At 40.8% G+C, this 24,138-nt stretch carries 20 protein-coding genes and 2 pseudogenes; 14 read left to right on the top strand and 8 right to left on the bottom strand.

Features of this window, described 5'->3' with window-relative positions; genetic code table 11:
* The first annotated feature begins 78 nt into the window (after window positions 1–78).
* The 10 genes from AC5JP1_RS07535 (at window position 79) to AC5JP1_RS07490 (ending at window position 10,897) form a co-directional block, all read left to right on the top strand.
* Window positions 79–1,779: a copper resistance system multicopper oxidase gene (locus AC5JP1_RS07535; RefSeq protein WP_493843675.1), complete on the top strand. Its 1,701-nt coding sequence runs from the start codon at window positions 79–81 to the stop codon at window positions 1,777–1,779.
* Window positions 1,780–1,804: 25 nt separating this feature from the next.
* On the top strand, window positions 1,805–3,049 hold the full coding sequence (locus tag AC5JP1_RS07530) for a copper resistance protein B (RefSeq protein ID WP_493843674.1): 1,245 nt from the start codon (window positions 1,805–1,807) through the stop codon (window positions 3,047–3,049).
* A gap of 27 nt (window positions 3,050–3,076) precedes the next feature.
* On the top strand, window positions 3,077–3,562 hold the full coding sequence (locus AC5JP1_RS07525) for a DUF305 domain-containing protein (protein ID WP_290176789.1): 486 nt from the start codon (window positions 3,077–3,079) through the stop codon (window positions 3,560–3,562).
* A 431-nt stretch (window positions 3,563–3,993) separates the two neighbouring features.
* Window positions 3,994–4,272, top strand: coding sequence for a DUF5676 family membrane protein (locus AC5JP1_RS07520; protein WP_057758573.1), 279 nt, complete (start codon window positions 3,994–3,996; stop codon window positions 4,270–4,272).
* Window positions 4,273–4,412: 140 nt separating this feature from the next.
* Complete coding sequence (locus AC5JP1_RS07515) at window positions 4,413–7,082, top strand: copper-transporting P-type ATPase (protein ID WP_290176788.1); 2,670 nt, start codon at window positions 4,413–4,415, stop codon at window positions 7,080–7,082.
* Between the two features lie 77 nt (window positions 7,083–7,159).
* Window positions 7,160–7,432 (top strand): Sec-independent protein translocase subunit TatA, encoded by a 273-nt coding sequence (tatA, locus tag AC5JP1_RS07510; RefSeq protein WP_240216650.1) that lies wholly within the window; start codon window positions 7,160–7,162, stop codon window positions 7,430–7,432.
* A gap of 58 nt (window positions 7,433–7,490) precedes the next feature.
* A complete protein-coding gene (tatB, locus tag AC5JP1_RS07505) occupies window positions 7,491–7,862 on the top strand; it encodes a Sec-independent protein translocase protein TatB (RefSeq protein WP_240216649.1) in 372 nt (123 codons plus the stop codon).
* A gap of 113 nt (window positions 7,863–7,975) precedes the next feature.
* Window positions 7,976–8,692 (top strand): twin-arginine translocase subunit TatC, encoded by a 717-nt coding sequence (tatC, locus tag AC5JP1_RS07500; protein WP_371532759.1) that lies wholly within the window; start codon window positions 7,976–7,978, stop codon window positions 8,690–8,692.
* Window positions 8,693–8,839: 147 nt separating this feature from the next.
* Entirely contained in the window at window positions 8,840–10,132 is a 1,293-nt protein-coding gene (locus tag AC5JP1_RS07495) for an ATP-grasp domain-containing protein (RefSeq protein WP_240216647.1), read from the top strand.
* Between the two features lie 342 nt (window positions 10,133–10,474).
* Window positions 10,475–10,897 (top strand): ion channel, encoded by a 423-nt coding sequence (locus AC5JP1_RS07490; RefSeq protein WP_371532716.1) that lies wholly within the window; start codon window positions 10,475–10,477, stop codon window positions 10,895–10,897.
* Between the two features lie 130 nt (window positions 10,898–11,027).
* Here the strand turns inward: AC5JP1_RS07490 and AC5JP1_RS07485 are convergent, their stop codons facing one another.
* A complete protein-coding gene (locus AC5JP1_RS07485; RefSeq protein ID WP_290176787.1) occupies window positions 11,028–11,525 on the bottom strand; it encodes a hypothetical protein in 498 nt (165 codons plus the stop codon).
* Window positions 11,526–11,789: 264 nt separating this feature from the next.
* Here AC5JP1_RS07485 and AC5JP1_RS07480 point away from each other — a divergent pair, with 264 nt between their 5' ends.
* Window positions 11,790–12,179: a DUF6122 family protein gene (locus tag AC5JP1_RS07480; protein WP_290176786.1), complete on the top strand. Its 390-nt coding sequence runs from the start codon at window positions 11,790–11,792 to the stop codon at window positions 12,177–12,179.
* 209 nt (window positions 12,180–12,388) lie between these two features.
* Here the strand turns inward: AC5JP1_RS07480 and AC5JP1_RS07475 are convergent, their stop codons facing one another.
* From AC5JP1_RS07475 to AC5JP1_RS07465, 3 genes are read right to left on the bottom strand one after another with little or no spacing between them, the layout of a single operon-like run.
* Window positions 12,389–12,982, bottom strand: a complete 594-nt coding sequence (locus AC5JP1_RS07475) for a hypothetical protein (RefSeq protein ID WP_290176785.1) — start codon at window positions 12,980–12,982, stop codon at window positions 12,389–12,391.
* Complete coding sequence (locus AC5JP1_RS07470; protein ID WP_427568373.1) at window positions 12,979–16,044, bottom strand: tyrosine-type recombinase/integrase; 3,066 nt, start codon at window positions 16,042–16,044, stop codon at window positions 12,979–12,981. The genes AC5JP1_RS07475 and AC5JP1_RS07470 overlap by 4 nt, the downstream gene beginning before the upstream one ends.
* Window positions 16,044–17,441 (bottom strand): hypothetical protein, encoded by a 1,398-nt coding sequence (locus AC5JP1_RS07465; protein WP_493843673.1) that lies wholly within the window; start codon window positions 17,439–17,441, stop codon window positions 16,044–16,046. Before AC5JP1_RS07465 ends, AC5JP1_RS07470 begins: the two co-directional genes overlap by 1 nt.
* A 17-nt stretch (window positions 17,442–17,458) precedes the next feature.
* Between AC5JP1_RS07465 and AC5JP1_RS07460 the strand changes: the two are divergent.
* Window positions 17,459–18,444: pseudogene (locus AC5JP1_RS07460) on the top strand (IS3 family transposase); the annotation flags it as partial.
* Between the two features lie 45 nt (window positions 18,445–18,489).
* On the opposite strand, the gene AC5JP1_RS07455 reads toward AC5JP1_RS07460, so the two are convergent.
* Window positions 18,490–19,655 (bottom strand): IS3 family transposase gene (locus AC5JP1_RS07455; protein ID WP_493842780.1). Its coding sequence is split into 2 segments (ribosomal slippage): window positions 18,490–19,397 and window positions 19,397–19,655, totalling 1,167 coding nucleotides; the frame shifts between segments, so codons are not numbered across the junction.
* A gap of 67 nt (window positions 19,656–19,722) precedes the next feature.
* Here AC5JP1_RS07455 and AC5JP1_RS07450 point away from each other — a divergent pair.
* A pseudogene (locus tag AC5JP1_RS07450) lies at window positions 19,723–19,899 on the top strand (IS3 family transposase); the annotation flags it as partial.
* Between the two features lie 180 nt (window positions 19,900–20,079).
* Window positions 20,080–21,492 (top strand): hypothetical protein, encoded by a 1,413-nt coding sequence (locus tag AC5JP1_RS07445; protein ID WP_493843672.1) that lies wholly within the window; start codon window positions 20,080–20,082, stop codon window positions 21,490–21,492.
* Between the two features lie 377 nt (window positions 21,493–21,869).
* On the opposite strand, the gene AC5JP1_RS07440 is transcribed toward AC5JP1_RS07445, so the two are convergent.
* The 3 genes from AC5JP1_RS07440 to AC5JP1_RS07430 are packed head-to-tail and all read right to left on the bottom strand — an operon-like array spanning window position 21,870 to window position 24,076.
* Window positions 21,870–22,691, bottom strand: a complete 822-nt coding sequence (locus AC5JP1_RS07440; RefSeq protein ID WP_493843671.1) for a tyrosine-type recombinase/integrase — start codon at window positions 22,689–22,691, stop codon at window positions 21,870–21,872.
* 40 nt (window positions 22,692–22,731) lie between these two features.
* Window positions 22,732–22,977 (bottom strand): hypothetical protein, encoded by a 246-nt coding sequence (locus AC5JP1_RS07435; protein ID WP_493843670.1) that lies wholly within the window; start codon window positions 22,975–22,977, stop codon window positions 22,732–22,734.
* Between the two features lie 10 nt (window positions 22,978–22,987).
* Complete coding sequence (locus AC5JP1_RS07430) at window positions 22,988–24,076, bottom strand: zonular occludens toxin domain-containing protein (protein WP_493843669.1); 1,089 nt, start codon at window positions 24,074–24,076, stop codon at window positions 22,988–22,990.
* Between the last annotated feature and the right edge of the window lie 62 nt (window positions 24,077–24,138).

Raw genomic sequence — 24,138 nt, 5'->3', positions numbered from 1 at the left:
GGCTGTCGAAGACATAAGCTTGACTGATAAATATATAGACTCAACTCCCATTTCATGGATTAAGTTAGGTAAATAATTATGAACAAGAATATGCTTAACCGCAGGCGTTTTTTGACAGGGTCCTCTACTCTATTAGGGGCATCCATGCTATCCACACTGCCATCTATTGCCAATAGTGCGCTCGGTAAAGGTCAACAAAACGTAGCCGTCAACAGTGATAAATCTGACCATATCGTACCTATCCTAACCGGTAATGAGTTTGACCTGTATGTCAGCAAGAAGCCCGTTACTGTCAATGGCAAGTCGAGTATGGCAACCCTCATCAATGACTCGCTGCCAGCGCCAACGCTAAAGATGCAAGAAGGCGATACCGTGACCATCCGTGTCCATAACCAGATGAATGAGTCGACCTCTATTCACTGGCATGGCTTGCTCGTCCCATTTGAGATGGATGGGGTGCCAGGTATCAGCTTTGATGGTATTCCTGCGAACAGTACCTTTACCTATAAATTCAAACTCATTCAATCGGGTACGTATTGGTATCACTCCCATACTGGCTTTCAAGAGCAAACTGGAATGCGCGGCGCTATCGTCATTGAGCCTAAAGGCCGCGAACGTCATCCAGTCGCCGAAGATCACGTGATTTTATTGAGTGATTGGACACATCGTGATCCGCATAACTTGCTAAAGCTATTAAAGCAGCGCGCTGACTTTGATAACTACCACTTGCCAGATTTTAAAAAGCTATTGTCTGATATTGCCGCAACAGATTTAGAAGCCGCTTATGACAAGCGCAAAATGTGGAATAAGATGCGCATGATGCCGACAGATTTTACGGATCTGTCTGGTGAGAAGACATTCACTTACCTTATGAATGGTAAAACCACCGCCGCCAATTGGACACAGCTAGTGAAAGCGGGACAGCCCGTCAAACTGCGCTTTATCAATGGCTCGGCGCAGACGATATTCGATGTGCGTATACCGGGTCTGAAGATGACAGTCGTCTCAACGGATGGTAATGATGTCGCGCCTGTCGATGTTGATGATTTCCGCATTGGGGTGGCTGAGACTTATGATGTCATCGTCACGCCGACCAAAGATGCACATACCATATTTGCCCAAAACATTGATCGTTCGGGCTATGTCGCGACCACGCTTGCGACCAAAAAAGGCGCTCGTGCTGCAATACCTGCTATGGATAAGATCGAATGGCTGACCATGGCTGATATGATGGGGGCTATGGGTGACAAAGGCTACAAAGCAAAGCACGCTAAGACCGAGTACGACTTTAAATCTGATATGCGTGTCGACAGTCCACGTATGAACCTCGATGACCCCGGTATTAACCTGCGTGATATTAATAGAAAGGTGTTGACTTATGACCAATTGCGCTCCGTGGATGAGCAAGTACTGGCAGAGCAGCGCAAACCTACTAGAGAGATCGAATTACATTTGACTGGCAATATGGAACGCTATATTTGGGCGTTAGATGGTGTCATGTTTAAGGATGCAACGCCTGTCAATATTAAACCTAACGAGCGCGTACGCATTACCTTAGTCAATGACACCATGATGAACCATCCGATGCACCTGCATGGTATGTGGAGCGACTTGCGAACCCCATCTGGAGACTTTCAGGTACGTAAACATACGGTTGTGGTGCAGCCAGCGCAAAAGATTAGCTTCGATGTGACGGGTGAAGTTGGACGATGGGCATGGCATTGCCATCTGCTTTATCACATGGAAGCCGGTATGTTCAGAGAAGTTGCCGTCGTTTAACAAACCTTCGAATATGAGGCTTATTATGAAAATATCTAAGAAAAATCTGCCATTCATTGGTTTGTCATCGCTAGTCTTGCTCACATCATCGTTTGCAACGGCTGCTGATATGTCTGGTATGGATCATAGCGGTATGGATATGTCAGGCGATATGTCTGGTATGGACCACAGTGGCATTGACATGTCAGGCGATATGTCTGATATGGATCACAGCGGCATGGATATGTCGGGCGATATGTCTGGTATGGATCACAGTGGCATGGACATGTCGGGCGATATGTCTGATATGGATCATAGCGGTATGAGTATGTCGGGCGACATGTCTGGTATGGATCACAGTGGCATGGACATGTCGGGCGATATGTCTGGTATGGATCACAGCGGTATGGATATGTCAGGCATGGATCACAGCGGTATGGATATGTCAGGCATGGATCACAGCGGCATGGATATGTCAGGCATGGATCACAGCGGTATGGATATGTCAGGCATGGATCACAGCGGTATGGATATGTCAGGCATGGATCACAGCGGCATGGATATGTCTGGGATGCAAGGCGGGCAGCCGCCAGCCGATGCTCGTAGTCCAGACTATTCAAATGGGGTTCCCTACGGGCAGTATGGTAAGCCAATGATGATGGGCAGCATGCCATTATGGGGAGTATCAGTAGACGACTTGGGCTATCAGTTTGATGAGGATCAAATCAACTTCGAGGCGACGGGTTGGTATGGTACTGACAGTAATCGTATCAGGCTACGCACGGAAGGTAGTGCTCAGACTAAAGATGATAAAGAAATCGATAGCTTGAGCTCGCTTGCTTATTGGAAACCACTGAGCATTTTCTGGAATGGTGAAGCTGGTGTCGCTTACGATACTGAAAACGATAACGCTGCCCTTATGGCAGGTATTGTCGGTACCGCGCCGTATTTTATCGAAACAGATGCGAGAGCCTATTTATATACCGATGGTCAACTTCGTCTTGATTTAGGCGCAGAGTACGAATGGCGTTTGGATCAGCATTGGGTGGTCATACCGGAGGTGGGACTGACTGCCTTTAGTAAAGATGACCATGATAATGGCATTACCAAGGGCTTTAATGAAATGGAAGCCGAGGTTAGGCTGACTTATGAGACATTCAGTCGCCAACTCGCGCCTTACATCGGTGTGAGTTATGAGACAGCGCTTGGCAAGGCTCGTGGTCAACGACGTCAAGAAAATGAATCGGTTGATAGCAGTAGTTTGACTGCGGGGGTCAAATTCTGGTTCTAATATTATTAAAATAATAGGGGATATACTATGAATGCTTCAGATCAAAACACCATGGATCATCAACAGGGCATGAACCCTTATGTAAAGTTCACTCTGATGATTGTGACGTCTACGATTGTGATGTACATCATGATGTATTTCAATACTTATGAATGGGATCATATTTATTTTAGTGAAACCCGAGCTTACATGGCGCTCTACATGGGTGCCGGTATGGCAGTGGTCATGTTGGCATTTATGACGAATATGTATAAGAAGACCAAAGTCAATTTAATGATCTATGGTCTAAGCGTATTGATGTTTGCTGTTGGTATTTGGGGTGTTAGATCACAAGCAACTGTCGATCAAGTCGATTGGATGCAAGCGATGATACCGCATCACTCGATTGCCATTCTCACTAGTAGTCGCGCTGATATTGAAGATCCGCGTGTACAAAAGCTTGCTGACGATATTATTAAAGCGCAAAAGCGTGAAATCGCTGAGATGAAGCAATTGATTGATGAGCTTGAATAACGATCTATACTGATAGGAATATTTTAAACAAATAAAATAATGGTCTATCAAATAATAGACTTAAGCATATAGGTCTTTTTATTCAAAGCTACTTTCACTACAGAATCAAAACATTGCTCATGAAAAAGCAATAAAAGGCTGAGTATGCATGGTTCACTTTCCCTACTGGCCTTCTGGCTGCTGCAATTGTTGTCTCTTTTAGTGCTTACTCCTATATCAAAATCTCTAACGCTTACCCGTCAGCTGGCGGTGCTGCGACGTACTTGCATCAAGTATATGGAGACTGTTTGACGACCGGTTTTAATGCTCTACTGATGTAATTTTCTATAATTATTGCGCAAAGCTTTCTGGCTCGGATGCTCGGGTCATATACCATACCGTTGTTTGGTAGTGACGAAAGCGGTGTATAGCATCCACCAAGGAGAGTCAAGATGAACGAATTGAATTCAAAAGCGAATACTTTAAGAATTGGTCCTGTGGGCAATAGCGTTTCTCTGTTTCTGCTCATTAGCTATCTCTTGTGCATAGGCTTTGGCCTACTCGCACCTGAGCAGATAAGCATGCATGAGGCTTGGGCACCGCTGCTACCTGGTTTTGAATGGCTGACATGGTCAGGTTTCCTAATTGGATTTGTCGAATCCTATCTTTATGGTTGGTATTTTGCGATTGTGTTTGTACCGCTATATCGCTGGTTTGCTAAAGCAGGATGAGTCTAGCGTAGCCATTGAATCTTCGGCTCAGATAGGTCAGCTATGCTGAGAAAGACGAACAGTGCACCAATCTTGAATGGGATCAAAAGCTAGCGACTTAGCCCTAAACTATCATTGCAATCAATAACGGGAACATAGTCATGAAACACGATACGACAAAAAATACTTCGGACAGCGAAGCCCCTGATTGCTGTGACAGTACAGCGAATACAGGCATAGAATCTAATAAAGATACCACTTACGATAAGGTGCCAACTTGCTACAGTGGAACCATTTATACCTGTCCGATGCATCCGGAAGTCAGAGACATTACAGATAGAGGCTGTCCCATATGCAAAATGTCTCTTAAACCTGAAGACACTGTTGCCGAGATGGTAGCAATGAAAGATGACCATGCAAGCTGCCATAGCATGTCAAATACCGATGCCCATCCTACTAAAGAGAGTAATTACGACAAAGTACCTGAAAATTATAGCGGAACCGTTTATACCTGTCCTATGCATCCAGAAGTGAGAGATGTGGAAAAAAGCGATTGCCCAATATGCGGTATGTTTCTCAAACCTGAGAACGAGGTTACTGATGAAGACAGTCATGCACACTGTCATGGAAAGGATACTTCTAACAGCACTGATGTAAAATCTATCAAAGGCGGTAAATACGACAAAGTTCCTGCTGATTATGATGGCACGGTCTACACCTGTCCTATGCACCCTGAAGTCAGAGATGTTGAGAATAGTGGCTGTCCAATATGCGGCATGGCACTTGAGCCTGAAACGCTTACTATCGGTGAAGAAGATACCTCAGAGCTCGATGATATGACTCGTCGATTCTGGGTTTGTACAGTACTGACTGTACCGCTATTAATATATGTGATGAGCGGTATGTTTGACGTAAACGTAGTTAATTTCAGTCAGTATGGTATCTCATCACAGATCTTACAATGGGCTGAGTTAGTGCTTGCGACCCCTGTCGTGCTTTGGGGCGCCGCCCCGTTTTTTGTCCGTGGTTGGCAGTCTATAAAAAGCCGCAATCTCAATATGTTTACTTTGATTGCGATAGGCGTAGGCGCTGCTTATATTTTTAGTATTGTCGCGACCTTTTTTCCCAATATTTTCCCAGACAGTTTCAGAGACGCTAATGGTCAAGTCGGTGTGTATTACGAAGCGGCAGCTGTCATTGTAACCTTAGTACTTTTGGGTCAAGTATTAGAGCTCAAAGCCAGAAGTCAAACTTCAGGCGCGATTCGAGCATTGCTTGAGCTCGCACCGCCGACTGCAAGACGTGTCGATGAAAATGGCAACGAAGTCGAAGTCTCGCTTGATGAGGTCGTCACTGGCGATAAGCTACGGGTTAAACCGGGTGAGAAACTACCCGTAGATGGTACAGTGATCGATGGCAATAGTAATGTTGATGAATCAATGGTAACGGGTGAGCCAATCCCTGTGTCAAAAGCACAAGGAGATACGGTTACTGGCGGTACGGTAAATGGCACTGGAACGCTATTGGTCGAAGCGGTCAATGTTGGAGCAGATTCGGTATTATCCAAAATTGTACAAATGGTTGCCGAAGCTCAGCGTAGCCGCGCACCTATACAGAAATTGGTAGATAAGGTAGCTGGGTGGTTCGTACCGATCGTGCTTATCTGCTCCGTCATTACCTTTATTGTCTGGGCGATATTCGGCCCTGAGCCCGCTATGGCCTTTGCACTGGTCAACGCTATTGCAGTGTTAATCATCGCTTGCCCTTGTGCTTTAGGACTCGCCACACCTATGTCGATTATGGTCGGTACTGGCAAGGGTGCTCAGAATGGCGTGCTTATCAAAAATGCTGAAGCGTTAGAGAGTATGGAAAAAGTCGATACTATTGTCGTCGACAAGACCGGAACACTGACCGCTGGTAAGCCCGAGCTTACTGCAATTGACGCGCAGGTAGGTCAAGATGAAGACGAGTTCCTCGCATTGGTAGCCGCAGTAGAAAGTGCAAGCGAGCATCCTTTAGCAGAAGCTATCGTTAGAGCGGCTCAAGAAAGATCACTCATTATTCCTAAAGCTACTGACTTTAATTCGACTACTGGCGAAGGCGTACAAGCCGTGGTCGATGGTAAGAAAGTCGCTATTGGTAACTCTAAGCTTATGGAAAGCCTAAATAGTTTTGATAATGAGCTGTCCATTAAAGCTGATGTCCGTAGAAAAGACGGTGAAACGGTAATGTTTGTGGCTATAGATGGTAAAGCTGCTGGTATTATTTCAGTTGCTGACCCTATTAAACCAAGCACCAAAGAGGCTATTTCACTGCTTCATGACGCGGGACTAAAAGTCGTCATGCTAACGGGTGATAACGAAAAAACCGCGCAGGCAGTCGCCAATAAATTAGGTATCGATGAAGTCCATGCCGACGTCTCACCAGAGGACAAAAACCGTATCGTCAAAGAGATGCAAGATAGCGGTAAATTGGTAGCAATGGCAGGTGACGGTATCAACGATGCGCCCGCACTAGCGCAGGCTAATGTTGGTATCGCTATGGGAACGGGTACCGATGTGGCGATGGAGAGTGCGGGTATTACCCTGCTAAAAGGTGATTTAATGGGCATTGCTAAAGCTTATAAGCTTAGCCACGCCACCATGCGCAATATCAGACAGAACCTGTTTTTTGCCTTTATTTACAATGCACTTGGTGTCCCAATTGCCGCAGGTGTGCTCTATCCCGTATTTGGGCTTCTACTTAGTCCAATGATAGCAGCGGCAGCTATGAGCTTGTCGTCATTCTCGGTGATTGTTAACGCGCTTAGACTACGTAGGTTGGACTTGTGATATGAATGTTAGGAAAAATTGTCAAAACGTAATGCCCAATACGGGTTTTATTAGAATTTAAAAATAAGGATATCGTTATGGGTAGTTTTTCTATTACACATTGGCTGATTTTGTTAGTAGTCGTAGTGGTTGTATTTGGTACCGCTAAGCTCAAAAACGCGGGTAAAGATTTAGGCGGTGCGGTAAAGGGCTTTAAAGAAGCGGTAAAAGATGAAGAGACCGAGCATACTCGCAAAAACCGCGCACTTAGTCATGAAGGCAATCTGCCAGTACCAGATACTGACTCAAATACACAGGCTGATGATATAGAAATCAACCCTGCTACCACTGATAATAAGCAGAAAGTATGAAGTGCGCCGCTATAGATGGCGATACTCAATAGCCTATTAATTAATATATTTGTCTGTTATGTTTGATATCGGGTTTTCCGAGTTACTCTTGTTTGGCGTCATAGCCTTAATCGTATTGGGCCCAGAAAAACTGCCGCAGGCCGCACGTACGGCTGGGCAATGGTATGCCAAACTGCGCCGTACAGTATCCATTTTACAGTCTGAAATAGAAGCTGAGCTTGATCTGGCTGAAACGCGCCAACAAATGCAAAATGAGCTTGCAAAAATCCGTCAGACTGAGTCAGATATGAAGCGTGAACTAGCAGAGATGCGCGGTAGTATGCAAAAGTTTGAAGACTCGCAGAATCAAAGCTTAGACGCTTCACATCAACCAACCGATCCTCATCAGCCAAATATTTCTTCTTCACCTATAGAAAAGGTGAATGAATGAGCTTATTTAAACGCCAAAAAAATCGACAAAAAAAGTTAGCGGATACAAATATTAAAGCCCCAGACACTGCCCATAGTGATGAGGCTGATAATGTGCTGAATGCGCTCAGTGATATGCCTATTACTGAACACTTGATTGAACTACGCAAGCATCTCATCAAAATATGCGTAGCCGTTTTGATTGTTTTCTTAGCATTGGTAGGGTTTTCGCGTGAACTCTACAACCTTTTATCAGACCCTCTAGTTGCACAGTTGCCTGCGAACTCGACTATGATTGCCACTGACATTACCTCAAACTTTATGGCACCTATTCGCTTGACAATTTTCGTTGCTGCATTTGTAGTGATGCCTTATATTCTGTATCAAATTTGGTCATTTATAGCTTCTGGCTTATATAAAAAAGAGAAGAAAATTGCCATTCCTGTGCTGTTTTCTTCGATATTTCTATTTTATACGGGTGTTGCCTTTGCCTACTTTGTGGTACTCAAAGGCGTATTAAAGTTCTTTATCCTATTCGCTCCGCAGAATGTCATACCTATGACCGATATTGATAGTTATCTGAGCTTTGCACTCAAGTTGTTTATGGTGTTTGGACTGACTTTTGAGATTCCAGTGGTTACTTTACTATTGATAATGGTCGGTATCGTATCCACTCAGAGTCTAGAGAGTAAGCGCCGATATATCATTGTTGGTTGTTTTGCTGTGGCAGCTGTAGTTACACCACCCGATGGTGTCTCAATGCTATTGCTAGCGATTCCGATGTGGCTACTGTTCGAGTTAGGTTTGTTTTTAGCAAAAGTGCTAATCAAAGAAGAGCATAAAACTGTTTAACCTCGCAAAGTAGCTATGGCGCACAATGACTATTTTATAAAACAACTATAAAAACAACCTTATCTTAAACATTTCAAATACCTTTTTTACTTTGGCTGTCTTCTAAACCTTATCAGCATACCCACTAAACTTAGTAATGAGATTTAAATGGAACACCTAAGCAATAACCAAGATAAAGTGAATGACAATCTTGCAGATCAACTTAATAAAGAGTGCTATTGCCGTACTTTAGATCGTAAAGTACTTAATACTAGCCTTCAAAATCAATTGTCAGACACTAGAGACAACCCAATAGGAGCTAATGAGCTTAATAAAATTTTTTCAGCAACACCGGTGTTTGTCCCCAAAACAGAGATAGAGACAATGGTGCGAATTGTCGCAGCTATTGAGTCGGCTGCTAGACTTCCATCTTACCAACAGCAAGTATTGTCATGGGCACCCAAAATTGCTGCTTTCGATCCAGGGCCAATAGGAGCCTTTATGGGTTATGACTTTCACTTAGGTAGCGATAGCCCTCAACTTATTGAGATCAATACTAACGCTGGAGGCGCATTTTTAAACGTAGCACTTGCCCGCGCACAAAAACAATGCTGCCACCCTTCCGAGCAAAGTGCTGATACTACTAAAATGCTTGATGGCTTTGAAGAAGCCGTCACTAACATGTTCATACAAGAGTGGCAGCGACAATCGGCTACTGCCATGCCTAATCGCATAGCTATTATCGATAATGATCCCAAAAGTCAGTTCATGTATTTAGAGTTTCAGCTGGCTTGCCGACTACTTCAAGCTAAGGGCATTGATACCGTTATACTTGATCCGTCTGAAATTAACTATGTTGATGGCAAGCTGACAGCGCATGGTAAGCCCATTGATATGATCTATAATCGGTTGGTCGACTTTGCATTTGAAAACCCTAACCACGCCGTGCTTAAAAGTGCCTATCTAGAGGGTGCGGTAGTAGTAACGCCTAATCCTCATGTCCATGCTATATTTGCGAATAAGCGCAACTTAGCCTTACTATCCGATCCGCAAACTTTGCAGTCGTGGGGACTAGATAATGATGATGCAAAATGTCTAGAAAGGGCAGTGCCAACTACCAAAATGGTTATAAAAGAGGATGCAGCAGAGTTATGGCGTACTCGGGGACAATTGTTTTTTAAGCCAGTTGCTGGATATGGAAGCAAAGGCGTCTATCGCGGTAGCAAGCTCACTCGACGCGTTTTTGAGAACATTCTGGATGAGGATTATATTGCACAGACCTTTATACCTGCTACAGAGCGATCAATAAAAATCGATGATGTTGTGACGACCAAAAAAGTAGATATACGTCTTTATACCTATGCAGGACAGCTGTTACTAACTGCTGGGCGTATCTATCAAGGTCAAGCGACTAATTTTCGCACACCAGGGGGTGGATTTGCGCCTGTTTTCCAAGTGTGATCATTTGGGTTTGGCTTTTAAGCAGTGTTTACTATTTGGATTATTCTAAGTACTAATGCAATAATCAAAATATCATGCTGAACTGGAAAAATGATGATTCAACTCTTTATTCATTACTTTCTGCATCAAAATAATTGGCTTAGGATTACTATATCCGATACTGAATAAAAGGGATACGTTATCTTATGAGGCGAAACGGGCATAAGTTTTTCTGGCTTATTGTGCTTACACCGATAGGAAGAAACAACTACAGTTGATAGATAGAGCGTGGTAATCTGTGCCGTTCCTTCGACTATAACATGACTTTCTTGAAGAGGGTAAAAAGTGGTTCTGGCAATCATAATGGCAGCGATTCTGATCGCTGTCTGCACGACAATACATTACGGCGCGTTAAAGTTCTCGTCACAGTTTGTGACGCCGTCTCGCCGTCTAGGACACTGTCTTGGGGTCGCAGTCGGCTCAATCGTACTTGCCCATACGTTCGAGGCGTTGCTCTACGCTGCTGGCTTCTGGTTTGCTGTGCACGACCTTGAGGTCGGTAACCTCGTATCGTCCTCATCTAGCGATGGTAGCTCTCTTAATTTTATGGACTACTTTTACTTTTCGCTAGTCAACTTCACAACGCTTGGGCGAGGCGATCTCATGCCCAACGGACATCTACGATTCATGACTGCTATGGAGGCTTTCCACGGTTTCCTATTGATTACAGTATCCGGAACCTTTGTTCTTCAGATCATGAGTGGTAAAAAACCCCTTTCAAATTAGCTAAACGCCCTCTCAACGATATATCGAGCAGAGTTTCATACCTCAGGTCAGGTCAGGTCAGGTCAGGTCAGGACATGGATGTTGACTGTTCCGGAAGCGCTTTGAGAGAATGTGGTTGTCTTTACTCGATCTACTCGCGTTCGGTACGCTTCGAAACCAGCCACCCAAGGAACATCCATTTGACAGCGTAGATTAATATTATCGGAATGACCATCCACTGAAAGAGCGGCAACGCACCTATGCTTAGTAACGGAACATCAGGCATCAGACCACTATAATTCCACCTTTGGCCAGCTCCAGTTGCCCAGTATTCAAAGAGTATTGTCACAATCAGGCCAACGCCAAGGTATATCGATAAAGTCGACAGAAGCCACTGCTTTGAAATCCAGAACCAGTCTTTTACAAACAACGCCCCAAGCACGTAGGCGCCAAAGGCAATATTGGCATCACCGAAGGTCGCACGTGTACAAAGCCAGACCACCTCCCAGTGGCTCGCTTCTGCCATGCCTGAGAAGAACGGTACCTGTGCCATCTCCCAAAAAAAATGGAGAAAGAAACTTACGCTCCACACCATCAGGGCAAGCACAGCTAACGCTGCTGCTCGGCACGATTGGTTTACAAGAGTCATAATTCCTCCAAAAATAGCCATAGCAATAAATACAGTTGCATGTTTACTCGTTCATCATTACCAGACCGAGTTACCGTTTACTGGCGTCTCTCAACGGTAGATTAGCATGTTACCTGCTGCGCGTGTTTATCACGGTCAGATGACCAACTTCCGTATGCCAGGTGGTGGATTCGCGCCTGTCTTTCAGGTGTGAAGGTATACCTCAGATCGTGTATGATACTCTTAGAACACTTTCTAAAACACCCTCTTAAATCGGAAAAAGCGATGACTCAAACCGTTATCCATTATTTTCTACACTTTGGTATGCCGTTTATCATCGCCTATATGTTTTTTCGTAGTGACTATAAGCGAGTTTATTTGATCCTATTAGCAACCATGCTAGTTGATTTAGATCATCTGCTAGCGACACCTATCTTTTCGCCCAATCGTTGTAGTATTAATTTCCATCCGCTACATACTTATTATGCGATGGCAGTATATGCGGGCATGTTGTTTTTACCAAAGCCCTATAAGGTAATTGGTTTAGGGTTATTACTACATATGTTGACTGATTTAAATGACTGCATAATGACCTATATTAATTGTCCGCAGTGTTTGAGTCAGGCTCCTGCCCGTGAGTTGGTAGCGTGGTTAGGCAGAGCTATTAAGTTTTAATACGGTTGTGAATACATCCCTTTGTATCTCTCTCATAAATCATCTCTTTAATGACTCCTAGAAGTAGATATATCGCTATCCAATCCTGAATAAGTCCTCGCATTAGATCGCTTGTGTTCCAATTCGAGGATTAAGGTTGTCTAGCTTGTTACTCTAAGCTTAGTGAGATAGCTCTGTTTCTAATCAGGCATAGCGGAAAGAACTAACCGCTACTTCTTTAGTTTAGTATGACTATTCAATGTGCCACGTGTTGTATCAAGCAGATCGGCGACGTTATTTAATAAAATGTAATCTTTTGGGGTTTTTGATTCCCTATTGAATATTTCACTCCATATCTGACTTTTATACTCTTGCGTTATTGTTTTAAGACTTGGATACATAAGCCCAGGTTTAGCTAACGAGAGTATTGATATTGCTCGGATAAAGTCCATGTATATAAAGTCAATCACATCCTGATCAAATTCTTTCTTAACTTGTTTCTTATGCTCAGGCTTAGAGTCTTTTTTAGAGGTTTTATAACTTAAGAAAATAGTGTTGTTGTTATTAAGATCTTTTAGGTTAAATACAGGTAAAAAACAACCACCAATGAGTAAATACTCATTCACATCATTATTCACTAACGATACATTATGAATAGGTACACTGTTATAACAATCAAACTTAGTATGCATAGATTTAATATAGGCTTCTTGACCACCAATTAAGTAGGCTTTCACTATTAGCTTATTTAGTTGGCTAGCCAACGGATGAAGACTAATTTTAGTGCTATTGTTAATGCTGATAGACTTTGCTGACAGATTCATGGCTTGTGATCTCCTAAATTAATTCTTTGCCCTATCATAATGAAAGCGTAATGACAGAAAATTTGTAAAGTTCTAACGGTCCATTGCTTGATTGGGAGATTTGATTTCTCTCTATTATTAAGCCTAGTCTGCTCAGTTTGGCTAGATAGTGATAATTCAGCACGGATCTTCTTTTTGTATACGTTGCCGTTCAATTTATCTGCTACATTACAATTTTTTATTTGAGATGAGGCAAGTAATTTCATTACAGGTTGCCATTCCTTTTTATCGTCATCTTTAGCTTGTGCATAATGGTATATTTTTAAATTAATATTCTTCTTTAAGACTAGTTGTCTCAGTATTTGTATATAACTATATAGATCCAGAGCTTCATTAAAACTAATATGATTTTTGTAGTATTGAGAGTTCGTAAGCGTAAGCCCTACAAACTGAAGCATAGGTTCTCGATTGTCTTTTATCTTATATAAGTCACGAAATTTATTGGTCATCTGCATGAGCATGTGGTTGTCTTCAGCATACCTATCGAGAACTGGTAATAAACTCCTGTTATCATCAGAGGCAAACAATCTGGAATTACCGTGTGTGGTTTTAAACGCAGAATCGTTTCTGAGCCGTCTAGCATTCTCAAGCCACATTTCAAAAGTATTTTGATCAAGTTTATAAACATCCATTTTTTCCTTGAAATCTTCCTCTCTATTATGTACCTCTAGAGTCTGACGAACTTCATCGAATGAGTATCTTTTTGGCTTTGTAGATTTTTTATCTGCTCTCTTTAGTCGTTTACTATGTTTTGGTTTAGGCAGTGGTTTAAGTTTGAGCTTGTTAAGCAGATAGTCATTAACTGCAACAGGTGAAGCGGCTAACTGCTTTTTCAAACGTCTAGGAATGCTTATTAATTCATGGTGTTTAGACGTTAGGTGGTAATCCATATGCCAAAGTAACAATCCAATCTGAATGTCAGTCAAATGAACATAAGATTCAAAAGTGGTACTAGGACTGGCATGACCAGCAACCCCTGCTAAGGCATAGATTTTTTTGTATTGTAGTGATGTCTCAATATAAGCTAATATTTCACAAGACTTTTCTTCGTCATAAGGTAATAGGTCTTTTAAAGCCTGAGTACATTTGTGTCCCTTAAAATTATTAGCTTGGTCATACATAAATGACATTAATTGAAAATTAGTCAAAAAGCTGTGTCTTAGATGATGAGTCGTAAGATGAGGAAGTCCTGTAACAGTTTTAATTAACTGAGATAAAATTTTAGATAAATCACTGGCACGATAAGCCATACCCGCTTGGTTAGCGATTAAGGTGTCACCTTTACCCTCACCACGAATAAGCTCGACTTTTCTAAAAAACAACATATCTGAATCTGTCAAAAGTTGTTCTAACAACGTCCGTCTTAATGCAGAACCCGTTTTATTATTACCATATTTGTTGTCACGCACCTCTAGATAAGCTGAAGTTATAGCCACATCTTTTAATCTAATCTTAACTATCTCACCTATTCTAAGTCCACAGCGTTGACCTAAAATCAGAGCGAGCTTTACCGCTTCTAGCTCATCTTTAGTCATTTCAAGATTGTCAGCACTGCTAAGAATAGCCTGAAACATAGTTTCTGAAAGATAACCTGTCCTATGATGTGCTCTCTTGGTAGACGAAAGAGGTGCAATAGGTTCAATATTATGTTGATTAACTAAATATTCATGAATCTCATCAATACGAGTAGCAATAGTATTCTTAGCGTCTTTTGACTTCCCAAGTTCAATAAGTTCGCTATAAAATTGAATATAATCCTCTTCAGTGTGCTCCTCAAGAGCAACACCCTGCGTCAGAGATAACCATCGATTCGTAATAGTGCCGCTGTAAGTCTGAACACTACTTACTTTTTTGCAAGTTACTGTTTTCGTCAGTAACCAACCTACAATTGCGATCTCACTTAAAGGAGCATCGCTCGTGGATAAACGTTCATATAGCTGTTTGAGGCCAGCTGAGAATGTAGTCATTGAGATTTTTTCATCTTTATTCTTTTTGAATAGCTTAGCAATCTCGACAGTGATAGTAGGGTTAGCTTTTCTAGGCTCTACAACGACATCGTTATGATACTCAATGCTAGTAGTTACATTGGCAAGGGTCTCATGAGATATGTTAAAGATTAGAGACTGCCAATTGGCTGTTGACAGACCATAGGTAGAGTCCCAACCAATTAATAGATACCAAGTATGTTCTGGCAGATCTAAAAATAGATAATCTTCTAAAACATAGACTGCACCTATTAAAAACTTCTTTAAAGTCATAGATAGTTGGTTTTGACTAAGAGATTTAGTCATCTGCAATGTTTGGTATAGCTTATGAATATCAGTACTAAGCGATACCTTTTTAGTCTTGCCCTTTTTGTTATAGAGCTTAATTAAATAGCTCGTTAATGGCGATAAAAAGACTTTTACTTCATGTACAGCTGTTGAATCGTTGTAAGTGTTAGTATGGTAGCTATCGTCATCAATAATGAGTGTTGTCACAGGCAGTTCAAATATGCTTTCTATAGTTAATGATTTGTCACTGATGCGAGATATAAGCGTTTGTAATATTGGCTTTTTTAATACAGCACTATGGAAAATTAACGATAGCATTAAATCTGTGATAGTAAGCTCATAAGCTTTGCTAGCTATACCATCTATCCAATACAAATAAAAATCTAATATTTGTTGGTTTTCAGAAAAGGTTACTTCATTTCTAAAAGACTTTGGACGGTATGAGGTAACAATAAGCTTTGGAAAACCAATATCAATGTCCTTATTTTCAATATAATCTTGACAGCACTTTACTGCTTCGTTATATCCTTCTACATAACCAAGATAGCCCTGAAAATGTTTGTTTTCTAATAATCTTTTATCAAGCTGCTCCCACATAGCATTAAATATTGTTTGAGGATCATTTGATGCAATAATTTTGTCAAAATCTATAGACTCTCTAACTATTCGTTTAGACAAGTTTTTACGCTTTAAGGTTTCTTTGCTTCTATTCTCTGCACGCTCCTTGATACCTGATTTACGCTGAGCCATTAATTATTCTCCAAATAGATAATTTTAAAGCCGTTATACTCAAGTATTTTATTAAGCTCATAAGCAAACCTGCGCAACTCACTTCTTTTAAGACCACTATGCTTATCGTAGTAATCGAAACCAAGTTCATCAGCATGCCCCATCCAAGCTCCAATAACATCATGACCAAAACTATCAGATAATGATGAACTGCTTTTAGCAGAAAAGATTCCAACTTCTGGGCTTTTATATGAGCGTATAAAATGACGATGCCAGTTTGACGGTAACTCTAAAATCCTAGATAGTCTTTCTTGAATAAATGTTTGAGTGAGACTGACTTCAGTAATAGTATTAGTTTTTTCATCCAGCTTTAGATAACTGATAAGTCCAATATTGCTAGCAAGAATATTTGAATAAATATCGCATAGACTATTATCTAGATTATTTAAAATAAAGACATTTGTCTTTAAATACTTGATGTACTGCTCAATCTGATGATTTGCTATATCAGGTAGATAAATATATCTACCTCGAGTATGTTGGCGGTTTTCCTTGTCGCTGATGAAATATTTCTTGGTTCTAACATCTATATCTATAAGCCTACCAAAAGGTTCACGCACTGGACGATAACCACTTGAAACCGATAGCAAAATATATAAGTAATCAGTAAAGGTATTATGTAGGTCAACTATAGATCTAGAGTTTAGGGTATTCCTATCTAGCAATGAAGAATTGATCCGAGTGATTAAATCGCTAACTATAGATGTTAAGCGGCCTTCTTGTACGGCTAAAACACTACCTATCTGTTTGTCCCAGTAATTTATTTCTCTATCATCAGGTAATTTAAAAAATAGATATTCCTGATTTTTTTTTGATTCATCGTTGACCTTATCAAATGTTATTTCATACAAATGCTCATTAAAGTCGTCCTGGCAAAGGAATAAATCTAGTTGGCTAACATTGAAATAAGGAAGTGCCGAAGAATGGTGTATTGGTTTACTAATTAGGACATTGATTAAAGCGTGATCTCGTCCACTGTGTATAAGGAAGTGCTCTAAATAATTCTTAATTTTATTAATAGTTAATCTAGTTTTGCTTTTCTTATTTAGAGCTTTTAAATTTTCATTAGCCTTGTTTCTAATTTCTTCTAGATCCTTTATGCTTATGTCATGTAATAGATAATAGTGTATATCACCAATAACGGTAGGGTAGATAAGATGAAGGATGGAACTATTTTCTGCATATAGTTTAGAGTCCCAGCTTTCTTGAGCTTTACTACGAGTAGGTGTGAATTCCAGTGGATACCGATAGCACAGGTAACTCTTCTTTAAATCTTCGGATATTAATAATTGAGGTCTACCTGTCAATAGTGAGCTATGCTGAAGAAACCGTACAAGTAAACTTGGTAAACTAAGCATATTAATCGGAGTTTATCATGGTCAAGAAAATAAGAACCTATAGCACAGAATTTAAAGCTGAAGCCGTTAAGAAGATATCAGACAATAATGGCAATATCTCAGCGACTGCAAAGCAGCTTGGCATCGCCATGCAAACCTTATCGAACTGGAACAACAAAGCCAATCAAGGCAAGCTGATTGGCACAGAGCAATATGATCCTGATCTCATGAGTGCTCTTCAAGAAATAAAGCAGCTCAAGCGGCAGCTTAAAGTAGCCGAAGAGGAGCGAGAGATATTAAAAAAGGCGACGGCGTACTTCGCGAAAAACAGCTAGTCAGGTACGCCTTCATCAAAGATAACCAGCACTTCTTTACCATCACCACTATGTGCCGCGTGCTAAGGGTTAAGCATTCAAGTTACTACGACTGGCTGAGTCGCGATATCAGCGAGCAGCAGATACATCGCAACCATTGTGAGCTACTCGTTAAAGCCGCTCACAGTGAAACTCATGAGCGCTATGGTGTTGAGCGTCTGCATGCGCATCTAAGTGAGCAAGGTCATAACATCAGTCCCTACATGGTCAGAAGCATCAAAGAGGAATACAGCATCAAATGCCGTCGCCACAAACACTTTAAAGTCACCACCGACTCCAATCACAACAAACTGGTCTATCCAAACGTGTTGGATCAAGAGTTTGATGCCAGTCGCCCTAACCAAGCGTGGGCCAGTGACATCACCTATATTTGGACGCTTGAGGGCTGGTTGTATTTAGCGGGAGTCAAAGATTTATATACCAAAGAGCTGGTCGGCTATGCGATCAATAAGCGAATGACCGCAGATCTAGTATGCAAAGCATTGAACATGGCCATCAAGAATAAACAACCAAGCAAAGGGCTAGTCGTTCACTCTGACAGAGGCAGTCAGTACTGTAGCCATGCTTACCACAAGATCATCAAGCAGCATCAGTTTACAGGTTCAATGAGCGGTAAAGGCAACTGCTTTGACAACGCACCCATAGAAAGTGACCCCTGCCGTCAATCCCGTATATATAAACTTGGGAGATTTTGATTACGCAGCCTGACGATAATAATCAAACCACACCTGTCTTGGCGATTTATAGCCTAAACCCTTTTGAATCCTAGTCTGATTATAATATAACTCAATATATCCAATGATATCTCTGATAGCTGCAAACCTTGTTTTATAGTCTTGGTGATATACTAGCTCGTTCTTCAATATGCCCCAGAAGCTTTCTATGGGTGCGTTGTCAAAGCAGTTGCCTTTACCGCTCATTGAACCTGTAAACTGATGCTGCTTGATGATCTTGTGGTAAGCATGGCTACAGTACTGACTGCCTCTGTCAGAGTGAACGACTAGCCCTTTGCTTGGTTGTTTATTCTTGATGGCCATGTTCAATGCTTTGCATACTAGATCTGCGGTCATTCGCTTATTGATCGCATAGCCGACCAGCTCTTTGGTATATAAATCTTTGACTCCCGCTAAATACAACCAGCCCTCAAGCGTCCAAATATAGGTGATGTCACTGGCCCACGCTTGGTTAGGGCGACTGGCATCAAACTCTTGATCCAACACGTTTGGATAGACCAGTTTGTTGTGATTGGAGTCGGTGGTGACTTTAAAGTGTTTGTGGCGACGGCATTTGATGCTGTATTCCTCTTTGATGCTTCTGACCATGTAGGGACTGATGTTATGACCTTGCTCACTTAGATGCGCATGCAGACGCTCAACACCATAGCGCTCATGAGTTTCACTGTGAGCGGCTTTAACGAGTAGCTCACAATGGTTGCGATGTATCTGCTGCTCGCTGATATCGCGACTCAGCCAGTCGTAGTAACTTGAATGCTTAACCCTTAGCACGCGGCACATAGTGGTGATGGTAAAGAAGTGCTGGTTATCTTTGATGAAGGCGTACCTGACTAGCTGTTTTTCGCGAAGTACGCCGTCGCCTTTTTTAATATCTCTCGCTCCTCTTCGGCTACTTTAAGCTGCCGCTTGAGCTGCTTTATTTCTTGAAGAGCACTCATGAGATCAGGATCATATTGCTCTGTGCCAATCAGCTTGCCTTGATTGGCTTTGTTGTTCCAGTTCGATAAGGTTTGCATGGCGATGCCAAGCTGCTTTGCAGTCGCTGAGATATTGCCATTATTGTCTGATATCTTCTTAACGGCTTCAGCTTTAAATTCTGTGCTATAGGTTCTTATTTTCTTGACCATGATAAACTCCGATTAATATGCTTAGTTTACCAAGTTTACTTGTACGGTTTCTTCAGCATAGCTCATCTGGGGCATATTGAAGAACGAGCTAGTATATCACCAAGACTATAAAACAAGGTTTGCAGCTATCAGAGATATCATTGGATATATTGAGTTATATTATAATCAGACTAGGATTCAAAAGGGTTTAGGCTATAAATCGCCAAGACAGGTGTGGTTTGATTATTATCGTCAGGCTGCGTAATCAAAATCTCCCAAGTTTATATATACGGGATTGACGGCAGGGGTCAATACTTATTTTTATTCATATGATTCTTCATATGGTGGTGCAGTTGTTTCACCTATACCACAAGCGAATAAATTATCTGATAGAGCATGGACAAAGCTTATACTCACAAACGAAGAACGTTTCAGTACTTGGAAGATGAAACCTTTAGATAGGGGGAATATTACAGAATCCAGTATACGCGCATTTTCTAATAGTCTAAGTACAGCTGTAAAAAATGAGCCTGAGAGGTTCGCAAAACTATCATTAACACTGCCAAAAAATATCAATGAGAAGTTTATTGAGAATATTTACTATGGACTGGCAGATAACAATTCATCTAATTTAGCGGAAGATTTTAAAGAAAGCTGGCAACCTTGCCTATTAGACCTTCGTTACAAAGTTATTAGACATTTTGAAGGTTTTGATGAGAGTCAAGCACTGACAAGATTATTAACAGATACTCCAAAGATTATAGACCATCCTGATATGCTAGATAAGCTTATTGATATTGCTCTTCACTCATCCAATCCGAACAATAACAAGCTCAATGTATATGACCCTCAAGAGGGAGAAGGTGCTGAGCACACTACTGCTGAGAGTCTAATGCAAAATTCTATAAACTGTTATAGAGGGATTGCATACGGTGGTATTGCCAAAATATTTTGGGATAATGAAGAGTATGCACGGGATAATCTGAGTTTGATTGACTCTGCTATAAATGATCCTCATCCAGCTGTAAAAATAGTAGCAGTCAGATTATTGACTCCTTTCTTAAATTACGACATAAATTATGCATTGCAAAGGTTTCTAGATTTATGTAAATCTGACTTAAGAATGAGCTGTGCTTATGAATCTTATAATTTTTTTAATTCAGCTTTCATAGATAAATTTAAAGATCAGTATATAGATTTAGTTAGACTTATGCTTACTTCTGAGTACGAAGAGGTTCGTAGGCAGGCTGGCACACAAATTTTCGCCCGTTACTTCTTTAACGATTTATTTGCAAAAGAAATATTCTCTGTTTTAATGGCTGATGAGTCAGTTAAGCTAGGTGTTGCTCAAGTTTTAGTTCAACTTCTGACCACGGATGATTATGCAGAACAAGAACATAAACTAGTTGAAGTATATAGGTCCTTACTTAACGATGATTCACAGAAAGTAAGAGGAAATTTGCTATCTTGTATTCGAGAAAAGAATTTTTGGAATAAAGGTATTACTGAAGAACTAGTTGATATATATATGAACTCTCAAGTAGTGAACAAAAAGCTATACCATTTATTTTACGCTTTAGAAAACCATGTTTTATGTTTAAGTGATTTTAAAAGTATGTTATTACAGTTATTTATTGAAATAGCTACAGCCAGTCTATCTGATGAAACTAAACAAATTGTTTACAGTGAAATGGATAAATTAACCAAAATATTGCAGAGAATATATGATGAAGCGGTCGATGATGAGGATGATGTTACTCTGAGTCTATGCTTAGATGTTTGGGATAATTTATTAAAGTCAGATAGCTATGAGGTGAAGCGAGCAACTAGGTATATTGAAAATGGGTTGCTAAGTTAGCGATTAACTACCTCGACAATGGAGTCGATAACCATCACCGACCTTCAACAACCTTGGTCACAAAATGGTCACCGTTTGGTCACCGAGCAGGTGGTCACCAATTTTTAAAGGGTAGAGTGCATGCCCACAAACTTATCGCGATTATGTTATTAAAGAGTAGACTGCTTCTTAAGGGTTGATGAAGACACAATAGCTAGGCTTTATAGATAAAGGTTTTAAAGGAAATTATAGACACAAAAAAACCTCAAACAATATAATGTTTGAGGCGAAACTTGAATAAAACTTAAGCTATAAATAATGGTGCGCTCGGCGGGAATCGAACCCACGACCCTCGGCTTCGGAGGTCATGAGCCGTCTATTAATAAGTATGACTGGTATTATTCTATCAATGAAACCGCATCAACATACTGTGCGTAGTCTAAGTGTGCATAGCGCATAGTGCTGTCAATATCACCATGTCCTAACAAATCTTTAATAGTATAAATCCCTACACCCTTTTGAATTAGCCAGCTAGCGTAAGTATGACGAAGATCATACATCGTACAAGTCACAGCAGCTCGCTTTTTGCAAAGTTGAAATCCTTTACCAAAGCTCTTATATCTCGTATTAGTCGATGGATTAGTAAAAACAAAATCACCTTGCCTGTGCTCGCTACGTTCCAATAGCAAATTAAAGGCAGTATCATTCAAATATTTATACATCGTCCTTTTACTTTTACTATAGTAATTGCGAACAATGAACTGCCTTTTATCTAAATGCACATTTGACCATTCAAGCGTTAATAGCTCTATAGGTCTACACCCTGTCATGGTGAGTAAAACAATAAAGTCGTGAAGGTCAGTATTTCCAGTAGCTAGAGCTGATTTTAAAAGTCTTTCATATTCTATCCTGGACAAATAATTAGCTATGTAATCCGCTTCAACAAACTTCACCTTTTCAAAGGGATTGTTTAATTTAATCTCATAATCATCTATCACACGATTGATCGCAGCACGAGCGAACGAACATTCACGGTTGATGGTGCTATTGGAGACAGTGACACGCCTAAACTGTGCGTACTGCCTAATATCTTTTTTTCTTAAATCCTTTAAATTATAGGCATCAAAAAAGCGGAGGTTATCCGCTCGATATTGATACTTATTTTTAGTTAGATGATACTCTTGATAATACTCTATTACTTCGGATAGCTTACTAAACATGGTTAAAACTCCTATATGCAAAATTGCAGCAGGAGATTAACTATTGTTGATAAAAAGCTAGAGCATGATTGATGAAATCATCAGTAAGATTTAAAGATAGAAAATGGGTTATATCATCTCTATTTAATGCGCGCTCGAAAGCATCACCAGTAACATTATGAGAAACATAAACAGACGCATAAGGCTCACCAATGGAAGTAAGGCAAACCGTTGCTCTATAGTTAATATTATTAGCGTATAACGAGTAACCACGTTGAGCATTATAAGAACCAGTTACATGAGACATAAATCACCTATTAAGTTTGGGGTATTGGGGCAGGATTTGCTATAACTTCATTAGAACCGTTATTGTAGTTTTGTTCAGCTATATTAGATTGGTCGCTGTTACCGCTAGCGTTATTCTCTGTGATAATCCGTTGACCGTTTCTGTTGGCTTTTGGCATCGCTCCAGCAACTTGAGTGTAATTGACACATTCCGCTTGAGATATGTTGATAAATTCACCATGACCGTTATATGCCTTACAGCTGCCACCCATCATGACAACACCGCTTACGCGCAAATCTTCATTATTTACGGTTACTCTATAATCTTGGGGCAATCGCTGATCGTAAAGCTCCAAAGAGCGTGCAGCATCTAAATTGTTTTGCTGTAGATTAGTATTACCAGCCGTATTCATGCCGTTTGTTGGGTTCGCCTTATCGGTAAAATCCTTTGCTTTGTCTGTTATCGTACTATTCACTTTTTCATTAACATTATCTGTGTCGAATTGGTCGTCTTTGACCTTTTTAATGAGATAAAACATGCCTATGAAAACAGGTATACAAAGAATAAAACAGAGAATAGCTATTCGCTGCATTAGTTGCGCTTTTTTGTTTTTAGCTGGTTTTTGGTCATGCTTTACGCCATCATCGACTGACTTGTAAAGGGGGAAGATAGCAGGGTCTAACTTGTGATCAAATTCTTCGATAACTGTCTTTTTTGGGAAACCATCATTGACGCCAGCCGTAACAAAACATTTTGTTTCAGCGCCAGAACTATAAGGGTTTGAGAAGTGAAAATGGAACTTAATGAGCGACCGTAAACCGCTATGGACTAGCTTTGGATCTTGAGTCACAAAGATTGTTAGTACGTTTTTGTGTCGTCGCATGGTCAATGTTTCAACATCAATATGGCTGTTAATCTTAGTTTTGGTATTGTTGAAACGCTCGATTGTTCCAGCTTCATCATAAATAACAATACTGTTTTTTGGGGCATCTTCTACCCACGAAAATTCAGGCTGCACAATATGAAATTGAGCATCAACGAGCGTTACCCCATCGACATTGGCAAGATATATCTCATACTCATTATCAGGGTTATCAAGTATTTGCTTGATTTGCGACATAATGAAATGTGATTTTCCCGAGCCTTCAAGCCCAGTAACCAATATGCTAGAGCGTCCGAGTA

It is taken from the genome of Psychrobacter sp. H29 (assembly GCF_059073055.1).
This window is presented reverse-complemented; position numbering and strand designations above follow the sequence as displayed.

Bases quoted from the DNA above. Each gene is read 5' to 3' on its own strand.
- AC5JP1_RS07535 (WP_493843675.1), top strand. From the start codon at position 79: ATGAACAAGAATATGCTTAACCGCAGGCGTTTTTTGACAGGGTCCTCT.
- AC5JP1_RS07530 (WP_493843674.1), top strand. From the start codon at position 1,805: ATGAAAATATCTAAGAAAAATCTGCCATTCATTGGTTTGTCATCGCTA.
- AC5JP1_RS07525 (WP_290176789.1), top strand. From the start codon at position 3,077: ATGAATGCTTCAGATCAAAACACCATGGATCATCAACAGGGCATGAAC.
- AC5JP1_RS07520 (WP_057758573.1), top strand. From the start codon at position 3,994: ATGAACGAATTGAATTCAAAAGCGAATACTTTAAGAATTGGTCCTGTG.
- AC5JP1_RS07515 (WP_290176788.1), top strand. From the start codon at position 4,413: ATGAAACACGATACGACAAAAAATACTTCGGACAGCGAAGCCCCTGAT.
- tatA (WP_240216650.1), top strand. From the start codon at position 7,160: ATGGGTAGTTTTTCTATTACACATTGGCTGATTTTGTTAGTAGTCGTA.
- tatB (WP_240216649.1), top strand. From the start codon at position 7,491: ATGTTTGATATCGGGTTTTCCGAGTTACTCTTGTTTGGCGTCATAGCC.
- tatC (WP_371532759.1), top strand. From the start codon at position 7,976: ATGCCTATTACTGAACACTTGATTGAACTACGCAAGCATCTCATCAAA.
- AC5JP1_RS07495 (WP_240216647.1), top strand. From the start codon at position 8,840: ATGGAACACCTAAGCAATAACCAAGATAAAGTGAATGACAATCTTGCA.
- AC5JP1_RS07490 (WP_371532716.1), top strand. From the start codon at position 10,475: ATGGCAGCGATTCTGATCGCTGTCTGCACGACAATACATTACGGCGCG.
- AC5JP1_RS07485 (WP_290176787.1), bottom strand. From the start codon at position 11,525: ATGACTCTTGTAAACCAATCGTGCCGAGCAGCAGCGTTAGCTGTGCTT.
- AC5JP1_RS07480 (WP_290176786.1), top strand. From the start codon at position 11,790: ATGACTCAAACCGTTATCCATTATTTTCTACACTTTGGTATGCCGTTT.
- AC5JP1_RS07475 (WP_290176785.1), bottom strand. From the start codon at position 12,982: ATGAATCTGTCAGCAAAGTCTATCAGCATTAACAATAGCACTAAAATT.
- AC5JP1_RS07470 (WP_427568373.1), bottom strand. From the start codon at position 16,044: ATGGCTCAGCGTAAATCAGGTATCAAGGAGCGTGCAGAGAATAGAAGC.
- AC5JP1_RS07465 (WP_493843673.1), bottom strand. From the start codon at position 17,441: ATGCTTAGTTTACCAAGTTTACTTGTACGGTTTCTTCAGCATAGCTCA.
- AC5JP1_RS07445 (WP_493843672.1), top strand. From the start codon at position 20,080: ATGAAACCTTTAGATAGGGGGAATATTACAGAATCCAGTATACGCGCA.
- AC5JP1_RS07440 (WP_493843671.1), bottom strand. From the start codon at position 22,691: ATGTTTAGTAAGCTATCCGAAGTAATAGAGTATTATCAAGAGTATCAT.
- AC5JP1_RS07435 (WP_493843670.1), bottom strand. From the start codon at position 22,977: ATGTCTCATGTAACTGGTTCTTATAATGCTCAACGTGGTTACTCGTTA.
- AC5JP1_RS07430 (WP_493843669.1), bottom strand. From the start codon at position 24,076: ATGTCGCAAATCAAGCAAATACTTGATAACCCTGATAATGAGTATGAG.